Source organism: Microbispora sp. NPDC049125, assembly GCF_040802045.1.
Classification (GTDB): Bacteria; Actinomycetota; Actinomycetes; order Streptosporangiales; family Streptosporangiaceae; genus Microbispora.
On the sequence record NZ_JBEZDW010000016.1, the window covers coordinates 78,298 to 91,743 of the forward strand.

Annotated in this window: 12 protein-coding genes; 8 read left to right on the forward strand and 4 right to left on the reverse strand. The window is 70.3% G+C overall.

Features of this window, described 5'->3' with window-relative positions:
- Positions 1–2 precede the first annotated feature (2 nt).
- The 5 genes from AB0B72_RS20290 to AB0B72_RS20310 all read left to right on the forward strand — a co-directional run bounded on the left by AB0B72_RS20290 (position 3) and on the right by AB0B72_RS20310 (position 6,746).
- On the forward strand, positions 3–1,352 hold the full coding sequence (locus tag AB0B72_RS20290) for an FtsW/RodA/SpoVE family cell cycle protein (protein WP_367740467.1): 1,350 nt from the start codon (positions 3–5) through the stop codon (positions 1,350–1,352).
- Positions 1,349–2,803, forward strand: a complete 1,455-nt coding sequence (locus AB0B72_RS20295) for a peptidoglycan D,D-transpeptidase FtsI family protein (RefSeq protein ID WP_367740389.1) — start codon at positions 1,349–1,351, stop codon at positions 2,801–2,803. Before AB0B72_RS20290 ends, AB0B72_RS20295 begins: the two co-directional genes overlap by 4 nt.
- Complete coding sequence (locus tag AB0B72_RS20300; RefSeq protein ID WP_367740390.1) at positions 2,800–4,386, forward strand: protein kinase; 1,587 nt, start codon at positions 2,800–2,802, stop codon at positions 4,384–4,386. The genes AB0B72_RS20295 and AB0B72_RS20300 overlap by 4 nt, the downstream gene beginning before the upstream one ends.
- A 67-nt stretch (positions 4,387–4,453) precedes the next feature.
- Positions 4,454–6,301, forward strand: a complete 1,848-nt coding sequence (gene pknB / locus AB0B72_RS20305) for a Stk1 family PASTA domain-containing Ser/Thr kinase (protein ID WP_367740391.1) — start codon at positions 4,454–4,456, stop codon at positions 6,299–6,301.
- Between the two features lie 190 nt (positions 6,302–6,491).
- On the forward strand, positions 6,492–6,746 hold the full coding sequence (locus AB0B72_RS20310) for an alpha/beta fold hydrolase (protein WP_367740469.1): 255 nt from the start codon (positions 6,492–6,494) through the stop codon (positions 6,744–6,746).
- 110 nt (positions 6,747–6,856) lie between these two features.
- Here AB0B72_RS20310 and AB0B72_RS20315 read toward each other — a convergent pair whose 3' ends face one another.
- A complete protein-coding gene (locus tag AB0B72_RS20315) occupies positions 6,857–7,453 on the reverse strand; it encodes an aminodeoxychorismate/anthranilate synthase component II (RefSeq protein WP_367740392.1) in 597 nt (198 codons plus the stop codon).
- Between the two features lie 172 nt (positions 7,454–7,625).
- On the opposite strand from AB0B72_RS20315, the gene AB0B72_RS20320 reads away from it, so the two are divergent.
- Entirely contained in the window at positions 7,626–7,871 is a 246-nt protein-coding gene (locus tag AB0B72_RS20320; RefSeq protein WP_367740393.1) for a cell division protein CrgA, read from the forward strand.
- Between the two features lie 63 nt (positions 7,872–7,934).
- Here the strand turns inward: AB0B72_RS20320 and AB0B72_RS20325 are convergent, their stop codons facing one another.
- Positions 7,935–8,804, reverse strand: coding sequence for a rhomboid family intramembrane serine protease (locus tag AB0B72_RS20325; protein ID WP_367740394.1), 870 nt, complete (start codon positions 8,802–8,804; stop codon positions 7,935–7,937).
- Positions 8,805–8,896: 92 nt separating this feature from the next.
- Positions 8,897–9,412 (reverse strand): peptidylprolyl isomerase, encoded by a 516-nt coding sequence (locus tag AB0B72_RS20330; RefSeq protein WP_367740470.1) that lies wholly within the window; start codon positions 9,410–9,412, stop codon positions 8,897–8,899.
- Positions 9,413–9,574: 162 nt separating this feature from the next.
- On the opposite strand from AB0B72_RS20330, the gene AB0B72_RS20335 reads away from it, so the two are divergent.
- Positions 9,575–10,063, forward strand: a complete 489-nt coding sequence (locus AB0B72_RS20335; RefSeq protein ID WP_367740395.1) for a hypothetical protein — start codon at positions 9,575–9,577, stop codon at positions 10,061–10,063.
- 289 nt (positions 10,064–10,352) lie between these two features.
- Positions 10,353–10,856 (forward strand): Rieske (2Fe-2S) protein, encoded by a 504-nt coding sequence (locus tag AB0B72_RS20340; protein WP_367740396.1) that lies wholly within the window; start codon positions 10,353–10,355, stop codon positions 10,854–10,856.
- Between the two features lie 59 nt (positions 10,857–10,915).
- On the opposite strand, the gene AB0B72_RS20345 is transcribed toward AB0B72_RS20340, so the two are convergent.
- Positions 10,916–13,261, reverse strand: coding sequence for an ATP-binding domain-containing protein (locus AB0B72_RS20345; protein ID WP_367740397.1), 2,346 nt, complete (start codon positions 13,259–13,261; stop codon positions 10,916–10,918).
- Between the last annotated feature and the right edge of the window lie 185 nt (positions 13,262–13,446).

Sequence of the window (13,446 nt, forward strand, 5' to 3'; positions counted from 1 at the left end):
CGATGACCGCCAAGCGGCGGGGGGCCCAGCTGGGAATGCTGGCCTTCGCCGTGCTGATCGTGATGGGCGCGTACGCCAGCGTCGGGCTGGGGATCAACAACAAGGTCCCCTCCGGCATGCTCGGCTACGGCCTCGGCCTCGGCGGCCTCATGCTCGCGGCCTACCTGGTGCTGGCGAAGTTCGCCCCGTGGGCCGACCCCCTTCTGCTTCCGCTCGTCACGCTGGTCAACGGGCTCGGGCTCGTGATGATCTACCGGATCGAGCAGACCGGCATGGACGGCGCCTCGGCCACCAACCAGCTCATGTGGACGGCGCTCGGCGTCGTGATGTTCTCCGCGACCCTGATCGTGTTGAGAGATCACCGGGCCTTGCAGCGCCTCACGTACACCGCGGGTTTCGTCGGCCTCGGGCTGCTCGTGCTGCCCCTGATGCCCTTCATCGGCTCGGAGCACTACGGCTCCCGGATCTGGATCAACATCGGCGGGTTCTCCATCCAGCCCGGCGAGTTCGCCAAGCTCGCGCTCGTCGTGTTCTTCGCCGGCTACCTCGTCGCCAAGCGCGACGTGCTGGCCCTGGCCGGGCGCCGCCTGCTGTTCATCGACCTTCCCCGCGCCCGCGACCTCGGCCCCGTGCTCATCACCTGGGCCGTGAGCATCGCCGTCCTCGTCGGGGAGAAGGACCTCGGCACGTCGCTGCTGCTGTTCGGCACGTTCATCGCGATGCTCTACCTCGCGACGCAGCGGACGTCGTGGGTGCTCATCGGGCTTCTGCTCTTCGTCGGCGGCGCCATCCTGGCCGGTCAGATCTTCAGCCACGTCGAGGCCCGCTTCGACGGCTGGCTGCACGCCGATTCCCAGGAGCTCTACGACCGGCAACTCGGCGGCACCTACCAGCTCATGCAGGGACTGTTCTCGATCGGCTCCGGCGGCATCCTCGGCACCGGGCTCGGACGGGGCCACCCCGACCTGACCCCCTTCTCCTTCTCCGACTTCATCTTCGACGCGGTCGGCGAGGAGCTCGGCCTCACCGGCCTGATGGCCCTTCTCCTGCTGTACGCGCTGATGGTCGAGCGCGGCCTGCGCACGGCGATCGCGGCCCGCGACCCGTTCTCCAAGCTCCTGGCGGGCGGCCTGTCGTTCATCCTGGCCTGGCAGGTGTTCATCATCGTCGGCGGCGTGACGCGGCTGATCCCGCTGACCGGTCTTGTGACGCCGTTCATGTCCGCGGGAGGGTCCGCGCTGCTGGCCAACTGGATGATCCTCGCCCTGCTCATACGGATGTCGGACGCGGCCAGGCGGCCGCCGCCGCAGGCGATCCAGGACGAGGGGATGACCCAGGTGATGCAGCGATGAACGGCCCGCTCAAGCGCGTCTCCGTGGCGTGCCTGATCATGTTCGGCCTGCTCATGGCGAACGTGACCTACCTGGGCTCGGTGAAGGCCGAGGACCTGCGCACCGACTCGCGCAACTCCCGGGCGTTCTTCGCCCGCTACGCGGTCGACCGGGGCTGGATCACCGCCGACAACGGCAAGACCACGCTGGCCAAGACCATCGACAGCGGCGACCACACGTTCCGCTTCGAGCGGGAGTACCCGCTGGGCAAGGCGTTCGCGCACGTCGTGGGCTACTTCGCCCCGGAGAGCTCGACCGGCATCGAGGGCACCGAGGGCCGCTACCTCGACGGCAGCCACCCCGACCTGGTCGTCCGCCGGGCGGTCGACCTGATCAGCGGCAAGCCGGCCAAGGGCGCGAGCGTCGACCTCACGCTGGACGTCAAGGCCCAGCAGATCGCGTACAAGGACCTCGCGAGCACCGGCAAGCGGGGAGCGGTCGTCGCGATCAACCCCAAGACAGGGGCGATCCTGACGATGACCTCCGTGCCGTCGTACGACCCGAACCCTCTGGCCGTGGCCAGCAAGAAGACGGTCAACGCGGCGTACAACAAGCTGGAGAAGGACGGCGACAAGCCGCTGCTGAACCGGGCCATCGACCTGACGTTCGCGCCGGGGTCGACCTTCAAGACGGTCACCTCGGCCGCGTTCCTCAGCGACGACACCTCGCGTGACGAGAACACCGAGGTGGACGCGCCCGACTCGCTGCCGCTGCCGGGCACCACGATCTCGCTGCCCAACTACCACGGGGAGTCCTGCGGCGGCCGGGCCACGATGGTCGAGGCGCTCACCATCTCCTGCAACACGCCGTTCGCGAAGATGGGCATGGATCTCGGGTACGACAAGATGAAGGAGCAGGCCACCAAGTTCGGCGTCGGGGTGCCGCTGTCGATCCCGCTCCAGGTGGCGCAGAGCAACATCGGCCCCGACAAGGGGAAGGCGGCGCTGGCCAAGACCTCCATCGGGCAGCAGGACAACCAGATGACACCGCTGCAGATGGCGATGGTCGCCGCCGGGATCGCCAACCAGGGCACGGTCATGAAGCCGTACCTCGTGAACAAGATCGTGAGCCAGGGCAGTGAGATCGACGTCACCCGGCCCGAGGATCTCAGCGAGGCCGTCACCCCCGAGGTCGCGGGCGAGCTGACCAAGATGATGATCAATGTGGTGCAGCACGGCACCGGCACCGCCGCCCAGCTCCCCGGCATCACGGTCGCGGGCAAGACCGGCACGGCCGAGACCCTTCCCGGCAAGCCCTCGCACGCCTGGTTCATCGCCTTCGCCCCCGTGGAGGACCCCAAGGTCGCCGTGGCGGTCTTCGTCGAGGCGGGCAGCTCGGGCGCGGACGCGACCGGCGGCCTGGTCGCCGCGCCCATTGCGCACGACGTCATGCAGGCGGTGCTCGGCCAGTGACGCCGGCTGACTCGGTTCTCGGGGGCCGCTACCGGCTCCTGTCACCCATCGCCGCCGGAGGCATGGGCGAGGTCTGGCGTGCCGCCGACGAGCTGCTCGGCCGCGAGGTCGCGATCAAGCTGCTCGGCCGCCACATCGCCGCCGACCCCTCGTTCCAGCGGCGGTTCCGGGCCGAAGCGCAGATCACCGCCGGCCTGACCGACGGGGGGATCGCCCAGGTCTTCGACTACGGGGAGACCGACGACGTCGCGTACCTCGTGATGGAGCTGGTCAAGGGCGAGCCGCTGTCGGCCATCCTGGCCCGCAACGGCGCCCTCGGTCCGGAGGTCACGCTCGACATCGTCCACCAGGCCGCCAGGGGTCTGCACGCCGCTCACCGCGCCGGGATCATCCACCGGGACATCAAGCCGGGCAACATCCTCGTCACCGAGACCGGACAGGTGAAGATCACCGACTTCGGGATCGCCCGGGCCCTGGAGGCGGCGCCGCTGACCCAGACGGGCCTCGTGCTCGGCACCGCCCAGTACGTCAGCCCCGAGCAGGCGTCGGGCGCCACGCTCACCCCGGCGAGCGACATCTACTCCCTGGGCGTCGTCGCGTACGAGTGCCTGGCCGGGCGCCCCCCGTTCGTCGCGGACAACCACGTCACGCTGGCCCTGCGGCACCTCAACGACCCGCCTCCGCCGCTGCCTGACGCGGTTCCGGCGGCGGTGCGGGCCCTCGTGCTCGCCATGCTGGCCAAGGACCCGGCGGCCCGGCCGGCGTCCGGCCCAGACCTCCTGGACCACGTACGGGCCCTGCGTGACCGGCTCGCGGGACCGGGCACGGCCGTGCTCGGCGGGCTGACCGACTCGCGGGGATTCCCGGTCGCCGGCGGCACCTGGAGGGACGGCACCAACGGATCCGCCCCCGCCTCGGCTCCCACACCTCCGTTCGGCGCCTCCACCGTCGGCGGCATAGGCGGCGGCGCGGGCAGGGGCGGCCCCTCTGCGGGTGGCACCGGGCCCACCGACCGCTTCGGCGCCTCCGCGGGGAGCGCGCACCGCGCGGCCGATCCGTACGCCACCTCGGCGGCCGCCGGCTCCGCGTGGACCGATCCCTTCAACTCTCCGGCCGCCGGGCGGCCCGGCCCGTCCGGCCCGGGGACCGCGTTCGCGGGAGGACGGGCCGCAGGCGATGATCTGCGCGCCGCCCCGGCGCGGCGCCGGCGCCCGGCCGTCATGTTCTTCGCCGTCGCCGGCTGCGCGGTCGCCATCGGCGCCGGGGCGCTGGCGTGGAACGCCAGGACCGACGAAGCGACGCCGGGGCCGGCGAAGACCACGACGCCGACACCGTCCGCTTCGGCGCGCCCTTCACATTCCCCGTCTGCCCGGACCTCGCGTCCGGTGGCTCCGGTACCGTCGGACGAGCCGACCGTCGTGCCGTCGGCTACCGTAAAGACGTCGGCACCACCCACCCGGAAGCCGACCCCGACCCCGACTCCGACCCCGGAACCAAGTGACAGTCCGACTTCGGAACCAAGTGACAGTCCGATCCCCACGGACGCCCCGACCGACACGAGCTCTCCGGATGAGGGGACGTGATGAGGAAAGGGGTCGATGATGGACACCGGCGGCACCCCAAGATGAACGGCAAGGGACAGTGCAGGAAATGACTCAGCCACGACTTCTCGGCGGACGCTACGAACTCGACGGCGTCGTCGGGCGTGGCGGCATGGCCGAGGTGTACCGAGCCCGGGACATCCGGCTGGACCGTATCGTCGCCATCAAGACGCTCCGCTCCGACCTCGCCAGGGACCACACGTTCCAGGCGCGGTTCCGCAGGGAGGCCCAGTCGGCCGCCTCTCTGAACCACCCGTCGATCATCGCTGTCTACGACACGGGTGAGGACATGATGGACGGCACGCCCACGCCGTACATCGTGATGGAGTACGTCGACGGGCGGACCCTGCGCGACCTGCTCCGCGCCGACCGGCGGCTGCTGCCCGAGCGGGCGATGGAGCTGGTCGACGGCATCTTGCGGGCGCTGGACTACAGCCACCGGGGCGGCATCGTCCACCGGGACATCAAGCCGGCGAACATCATGCTGACGACCAGCGGCGAGGTCAAGGTGATGGACTTCGGCATCGCCCGCGCCATGGCCGACTCCGCCGCCACGATGACGCAGACCGCGCAGGTCATCGGCACCGCCCAGTATCTGTCCCCGGAGCAGGCGCGCGGCGAGCGGGTGGACGCGCGCAGCGACATCTACTCGACGGGCTGCGTCCTGTACGAGCTGCTGACCGGCCAGCCGCCCTTCACGGGGGACTCGCCGGTCGCCATCGCGTACCAGCACGTCCGGGAGGACCCGATCCCGCCGTCGCGGATCGATCCGGAGATCCCCAAGTGGGCCGACGCCATCGTGCTCAAGGCGATGGCGAAGGATCCGCTGCAGCGCTACCAGAGCGCGGCCGAGATGCGCAGCGACATCCAGCGGGCCGTGTCGGGCATGCCCATCGACCCGCAGACGATGGCGATGGCCACCAACTACAGCCAGTACGGCGGCGCGGACCGCACGCGGACGATGACCACCGCGGGCGGCGCCACGAGCCAGGGCACGCGGGCAATCCCGCAGTACGACTACGGACCCGAGGAGCGCGGCGGCCGGTACGACGGGCGGCGGCGCAGCGGCGGCGGGAACACCGCGCTGAAGACGGCGGCATGGATCCTGGTCCCGCTGCTGATCATCGGGGCGTTCATCGGCGTGGGATACGCCTTCCTCAGCGGCTCCGGCGGCGAGTCCACGCTCAAGGTGCCCTCGGTCGTCAACCAGACCAAGGCCGCTGCCGAGCAGACGCTCAAGGCCGCCGGGCTCAAGTGGGCGTACGGCCCTACCGCGTTCAGCGACGAGGTGCCGAAGGGCTCGGTCATCAGCACCACCCCCGCCGCCGACGAGGAGATCGAGCCGAACGCCACAGTGACGATCATCCTGTCCAAGGGCAAGGAGACCGTCACCATCCCAGACGTCATCGGCAAGACCTCCGACGAGGCGAAGAGCGAGCTTGAGGGCCTGGGCCTGACGGTCAGCATCGTGTCCAAGGCGTCCAGCAAGCCGCAGGACCAGGTGTTCGACACCAAGCCGAAGGTGGGCGAGAAGGTCGCCAAGGAGAGCTCCGTCACGTTGTACGTGCCCAAGGCCACCGTGGAGGTCCCGAGCGTCGTCGGCCTGACCTTCGCCGACGCCCAGAACACGCTCAAGGGCGCCGGGTTCAAGGTCAAGAAGTCCGACCAGCCGAGCGACGTGGTGCCGCAGGGCAACGTGATCGACCAGTCGCCCCAGGCAGGAGCCAAGCTCACGTCGGGCACCACCATCACTTTGACGGTCTCCAGCGGGCCGCAGGAGCAGCAGCCGCCGACCGACCAGCCGACGGAACCGCCGGTCGACCAACAGCCGACGGACGAGCCGACCGACGACGGCGGCGTCGACATCGGCGACGGCGACAACCCGTTCGGCAACTAGGCCGGGGTTCAGAGGTGGTTTCGGAGCGATCGGTGCGGGCCTTGGCGTGAGGCCTCACGCGGAAGGTCCGGAGCGCGGCGTTCGTGGCGCGGCCTCGGTGTGAGGCCGCGCCGGGGACCCGCGCTGAGAATGTCGGACCGCTTGGGCAGGTTGCCGCCATGACGGAATTCGTACTGGTGGCGGGGCTTGGCTGGGGTCATGGGCGTGGGACGAGGTGGTGCCGGAGTTGCGTGGCGCCGGTCATGGCGTCCACCCGTTGACACTGTCCGGCCTCGCCGACAAGCGAGGCGTCCCGGCCGGGCAGCAGACCCACGTGCAGGACATCATCGACGAGGTCGGACGCCACGACCTTCGCGACGTCATCTTGGTGGGGCACAGCTACGCAGGCATCCCGGTCGGTCAGGCCGCCGAGCGGATCGGTGACCGGATGGCTTCTCGACGGTGACGAGCCGAACGACAAGGTGGCATTGCCCCTGAGACATGAGCGAGGGCTTCCGCCACTCGGGGGCAATGGCGGAAACCCTCATCCTGTAGTCGTCACGGGGTGCCCGAGTGTTACACAGTCCGCCGGGATTCCTCGATCTGGTCGAGCCAGTTCCGCAGAAGACGGTGGCCGTGCTCGGACACGACGGACTCCGGGTGGAACTGGACTCCCTCGATGGGGGCGGTGCGGTGGCGCAGACCCATGATCACGCCTTCCGGCGTGGTGGCGGTGAGCTCCAGCTCGTCCGGCAGCGTGCCGGGGACCACCGCGAGCGAGTGGTAGCGCGTCATCGTCACGGGTGAGGGCAGCTCCCGGAAGACGCCCTGCCCGTCGTGGGCGACCCGGCTCGTACGGCCGTGCATGAGCTCCGGGGCGCGGGCCACGGTTGCCCCGTACGCGACGGCGATGGCCTGGTGGCCGAGGCAGACGCCGAGCAGCGGCTGCCGCCTGCCGGCACAGTGACGGACGAGCGAGAGGCTCACACCGGACGCCTCGGGCGTGCCGGGGCCCGGCGAGGTGAGCACGCCGTCGAAGCTTTCAGCGTCCTGGAGGGTGACGAGGTCACGCCGCCGTACGTCGCAGTCGGCGCCCAGCTCTCGCAGATACTGCACGATCGTGTGGACGAAGCTGTCATGATTGTCCACCACGAGCACGCGAATCGGGGTCATGCACCCACCGTGCGGAGAGAAATTCGGACTTTCACCCTATGTCACCGGGCACAGGAATCGCCGCGGCACGGCCACGCCGACTATCCTTGCTCCCGGACTTCACCGCAGCAGCGACTACGCTATCGACAGAACCCGCACTACCACGCGCGGGTGCCCACCAGGAGATGCTCCCGTGCCCAAGTCGAAGACTCGCAAGAAGGCCGTCTACACCCCGCCGCAGAAGGCGCAGACGGTCAAGGTCAGCCCTCGTTGGCTCGCCCCCGTCATGGTCGCGTGCTGGATCATCGGCATCGTGTGGATCGCCGTGTACTACCTCGCTCCCACGCTTCCGGGCATCTCGGCGCTGTCCAACTGGAACCTGCTGATCGGCTTCGGTCTGATCATCGTCGGCGTGGTGCTCTCCACCCGCTGGCGCTGATCGACGCCGGCTCGGCGGATTCTTTCCACAGGCTTTATCCACAGCCTGTGGGCAGCGGAGATTTCAGCCAGTGACGAAGGCGGCCGGGATCCCGTACGGCGGCAACAGGGTCACCACCAGGATCAGCGCCACCAGGACGGCCGCCGCGATGGCGAGCTGTACGGCGGTGCGGTTGCGGGCGGGCGCGTAGGCGAAGCCCGCCGCGACCAGGGTCCCGGTCACGAGGCCGCCGAGGTGACCCTGCCAGCTGATGCCGGGGATGACGAACGTGATGACCACGTTGATCCCGATCAGCCAGATGACGCCGCGCGCGTCGTATCCGAGCCTGCGTGCCATGACGAACAGCGCGCCGAACAGGCCGTAGATCGCGCCGGAGGCGCCGACCGCCGCGGTGCCGAACAGGTAGACGGCGACCGAGCCGCCGAGGGCGGCCAGCAGGTAGAGCGTCGCGAACCGCACCGAGCCGAAGCGCCGCTCCAGCTCCGGGCCGATCGCGTAGAGCGCCCACATGTTGAACAGGATGTGCCAGAACGACGGCGGCGGGGCGTGCAGGAACGCGTTCGTGATCAGCCGCCACCACTCGCCCTGGTAGACGCCGAGCGACCACATCTGGAATCGCCCGAGGACCTGGTCCGGCATGAGGACCTCGGCCCCGTAGGCCAGCACGTTGGCGATCAGCAGCGCCCATGTCACGCGGGGGGCCGCGACGGCGGCGCCGCCGAAGACGGCCTGGGCAGGCCGCATGTCCCTGCTGCCCTCGCGCACGCATTCGACGCACTGGTGGCCGACGGCGGCCTCGCGCATGCAGTCGGGGCAGATCGGACGGTCGCAGCGCTGGCAGCGGACGTAGGTCTCGCGGTCGGGGTGCCGGTAACAGGTCGGTACGGCTTCCGCTCCCGGTGGGGGCGGGCTCGTCGGCGGCTGGGAGGTCATGGAGTCCTTCCAAAGGGCAAGTCCACTGACCGCCAGCCTATAAGGCGCGCGCGCCCCGGCCGCGCGTCTCGGCGGCCGGGGTCGCACGGGCGTCAGGAGCGCTCGATGGTGACCTCTTCGAGGACGACGTCGTTCACGGGGCGGTGACCGTTGGTGGGGGTCTTGGCGATCGAGTCGACGACCTCGGTGCCCTCGATCACCTCGCCGAAGATCGTGTGGCCCTGGTTGAGGTGCGGGGTGGGGACGACGGTGATGAAGAACTGGGAGCCGTTGGTGCCCTTGCCGAACCGCTTGCCCGCGTTGGCCATCGCGAGCAGGTAAGGCCGGTTGAACTGGTTCTCGGGGTGGATCTCGTCGTCGAAGTCGTACCCGGGGCCGCCGATGCCCTGGCCGAGCGGGTCCCCTCCCTGGATCATGAAGTCGCTGATGACCCGGTGGAAGATCGTGCCGTCGTACAGCTTGTCGGTCGTCTTCGCACCGGTCTCCGGGTGCGTCCACTCCCGGGTGCCCTCAGCGAGCTCGACGAAGTTGCGGACCGTCTTCGGCGCCTTGTTGGGAAAGAGCTTCACGCGGATCGTGCCGTGATTGGTGCGCAGATTGGCGATCAGGTTGTCAGCCACGGAGGCCGCCCCCTTGTGTCCTGGTGTTAGTTGTCGGACTAACAGGGTATCGAGCATGCCTCTGAGCACCGCTCGTGATTGAGCCGCGACCATGCGGGAAGGGGTCGTCACGGGGCCCGTCGATAAGGGAGGGTGATTGTGTCCCTGAGTATGAACAGAAGGCGCCGCGTCGAGGTGATCATCCCGCAGACGTGGCTGGACCGCATGAGGGTCCAGGCCAAGAGGGCCGGTGGCAGGGTGAGCCCGGTCGCCGAGTCCGCTCGCGATCTGGCGACGCACCGCATCGAGGACGCGCGCATCTGGGCGGCCCCGAAGCTGGAGGAGGCCGCCCAGTCGGTTGAGGAGCAGATCGCTCCCATCGTGAGTGCGTTCCTCGTCGAGCTGGCCAGGCGCCTGGAGGTGTCCAACGCCAGGAAGCAGAGGCGGCGCTGGCCCGTGGTCGCGCTGGTCGGCGGCGCCGCCATCGGCGCGGTGGGCGTGGCCATGTACCGCAACAACGCCCAGCGTTGGACGGACACGATGAGGGACAGCATTCGGCACACGGGCTCGGACGCCAGCAAGTGGGTCGGAGACAAGGCCCAGGAAGCGGGCGACAAGGCGGGCAAGACCGGCGACGAGATCTCCGGGAAGCTGTCTTAACCAGTCGGCGACGCGTACGGTCGGCGCCCAGACGCCGGCCGTACGCGTTTCCAGGCCCACGCGTTTCCAGGCCCACGCGCGTCCAGGCCCACGCGCGTCCAGGCCCACGCATGTCCAGGCCCACGCGTGTCCAGGCTCACGCGTTTCCGGGCGCAGCCGTACACGTGTCCGAGCGCCGGCCGTACGATCGATCGTGAAGTCGCACGCGTGTCCGGACGGGTCTGCTGAACCAGACGGCGGCACGGGCCGTTCTGAGGGGTGAGTCACCCCCCAGGCTGAAAGGCCCGCCATGTCGCAGCCGATCATGTCCGAACCCGCCGAACCGACCGAACCCGTCCAGCCGGCCTCCGCCGCGGAGGCTTCCTCGCCGCCCGGCCCCGCGCCGAGCCGCCGGACACTGTTCACCAAGGCCGTCCTCGCCGGCACCGTGGCGCTGTTCACCCGGGTCGCGCTCGCCACGCCCGCCGAGGCCGGCGAAGCCACCGAGGCCGGTGAAGAGACCGCCGACGGCGTCGTGCTCGCGAAGACCAAGAGCATTCCACTGCACGGCGGAAAGATCATCAAAGGGAAGTACGTGGTGACCCACCCGGCCAAGGGTGTCTACCGGTGCTTCACCGCCAAGTGCACCCACCAGGGGTGCACGGTGGCGACCATCCGGGGCGGCACGATCAACTGCCCGTGCCACGGGAGCAAGTTCTCCATCGTCGACGGCCACGTCGTACAGGGACCGGCGACTCGATCACTGCCCAAGAAGAAGATCAAGGTCAGTAAGGGTGTCATCCGGCTCGCCTGACCGGGCGCCGGACGTCCCTCCGGCCAAGGCCGGCCGCGTCAGCGGGGCGGCGGGAAGACTCATCCGTCCCGCTGACGCGAAGAACGCTCGTCACCGTCTCGCGACTCCGCGAGTGTCTGCGATGCCGGTCGCCCCGAGGCGCCCGGCCCGTCGAGCCGGGCCAGCATCTCGGGCAGCCGGTCGTCGTACACAACGGTCAGCCGCCGCGTCGCCCGGGTGATGGCCACATAGAGGTCCTGCCCGCCCTTCGGGGACTGGCCGAGGATCCCCCCGGGGTCGACGACGACCACCGCGTCGAACTCCAGCCCCTTGGAGCCGCGCACGGTGAGGACGGCCACCGGAGAGTCGAGCGGGTCCGGCGTCGTGGGGAAGAGCGCGGCCGTCGCGGCATACCGGGCGTCAGGGGCGATGACCGCGAGACGGCCCTCGCCGATCTCCCGCAGCTCGGACTCCACCAGGCGGCGCAGGTCCGTCCCCGCCGCCGGAACCGCCCGCGGCGGCGCCTCGCCGTACCGGACGGACTCGGGGGGCTCCTCGCCGGGCGCCACCGCGCGCAGCACATCGGCGGCCACATCCATGATCTCGGCGGGCGTCCGGTAGTTGACCGTCAGCCGCTCCTCACGCCACCGTCCCTTCACGTACGGGTCGAGCACCTCGGCCCATGAGCGGGCCCCCGCGGCTGAGCCGGTCTGGGCGATGTCGCCGACGATCGTGAGCGAGCGGGCCGGGACCCGCCGCATGACGACCCGCCACGCCATCGGCGACAGCTCCTGGGCCTCGTCCACGATCACGTGCCCGTACGCCCAGTGCCGGTCGCCGGTCGCCCTGTCGGCCGTCGTCGTGTAGGGGCCGCCGTCGCGGTGCCGTTCGGCGACGGACGCCGCGTCCATGTACTCGTCGAGCTCGCTGATCAGCAGCACGCCCCGCGCGTACCGCTCCTCCTCCTCGCGCTCCCTCTCGGCGCGGCGCCGCCTGGCCCGCACCCCGGTGTCGTCCTCGCCGAGCAGTTCGGCGGCCTCGTCGAGCAGCGGGACGTCCCCCACGGTCCACGGCGCGCCGCGCGGTCGCAGCAGCGCCGCGAGCTCCTCCTCCGACAGGTACGGCCCGGCGGCCGTGCGCAGCCGCCGCTCGTCCGACAGCAGCTCGCCGATCAGCCGTTCGGGGCCGATGTCCGGCCACAACGCGTCGATCGCCTCCCTGACCACCTCGTGCTGCCACAGCCCGGCCGCGGCGTAACGCAGGTCGTCGGCGTCCGACGGACGGTCGAGCTGCTCGGCCTCGTCGCGTGCCAGCGCCGCCAGGATCCGGTCGACGAACGCCTTGCGGGCGAGGTTGTGGGGGCGCCGCAGGCCCCGCGCACGCTCCCGGGCACGCAGGCAGGTGGCGTGGTCCACCCGCAGCGGCATCTCCTCGACGATCACCTCGACGCCGTCCCGCAGCGACGTCCGCACGGGAACGGCCACCTCGAGGCCGCCGGGCGGGACCCGCTCGCGGTCGCGTACGGCCGCCTCGACCACCGCGACCATCCGGAGGTCGCCTTTGACGACCGCGGCCGCCGGTTCGTCCTCGGCCGTCGCGTGCACGCCGTGATGCAGCTCCCCGAGGCTCGACAGCACCACCTCGGTCTCGCCGAGGGACGGCAGGACCTGGCCGATGTAGCGGGAGAAGGTGGCGTTGGGCCCGATCACGAGCACGCCGCGCCTTTCGAGCACGGCCCTGTGGGCGTAGAGCAGGTAGGCCGCGCGGTGCAGGGCGGCGACCGTCTTCCCCGTGCCGGGACCGCCCTGGACGACCAGGGCGCCGGCGAGGCCCGAGCGGATGACCCTGTCCTGCTCGATCTGGATGGTGGCCACGACCTCGCCCATGCGCCCGGTCCGCCCGCGCCTGAGCGCCGCCATGAGCGCGGCCTCGCCGACGAGCGTGCGCCGGTCGCCCTCGCTCATCCGGTCGAGGTCGAAGACCTCGTCGTCGAGGTCGACGACCGTACGGTCACGGGTGTGCAGGTGGCGCCGTCGTACGAGCCGGCCCGGATCACCGGGCGTCGCGACGTAGAAGGGACGCGCGGCCGGCGCCCGCCAGTCGACGAGCACCGATGTGTGGTCGTCGTCGCGCAGGCCGATACGGCCGATGTACAGCGTGTCGCCCGCGTCGTCGTCGATCCGGCCGAAGCACAGCCCGCGCTCGACGGCCGAGAGCTGGGCGAGGCGGCGAGCGTGCTCGCCCGCCGACACCTCTCGCTCCACCACCGCCTGCCGCGTGCCGGTTCCCCCACGCCCGAAGACCTCCCTCAGCGCCCGTTCTGTGCGCTCCCGGGCCACGTCGAGACGCCGGTAGATCGTGGTGACGTAGGACTGCTCCGCGGCGAGGGCCTGCGCCTTGGCCGATTGCGATTGCCTCGACTTCATTGTTGTGGTAGACTCCCAGTAGAGGGACAGGTGTGTTCTCGGCAAAGAGCCTCCATCATAGGCCGTCCTCTCCCTTCGCGCTCGCGTGTCCACGCCGCTCGGCGCGTCATCTCATTCAGCTTCGCCTCGGCGGCGAGCGACGATCCGCCGTGTGACCAGTGTGGCGAAATGGGTGGATTTTTCCT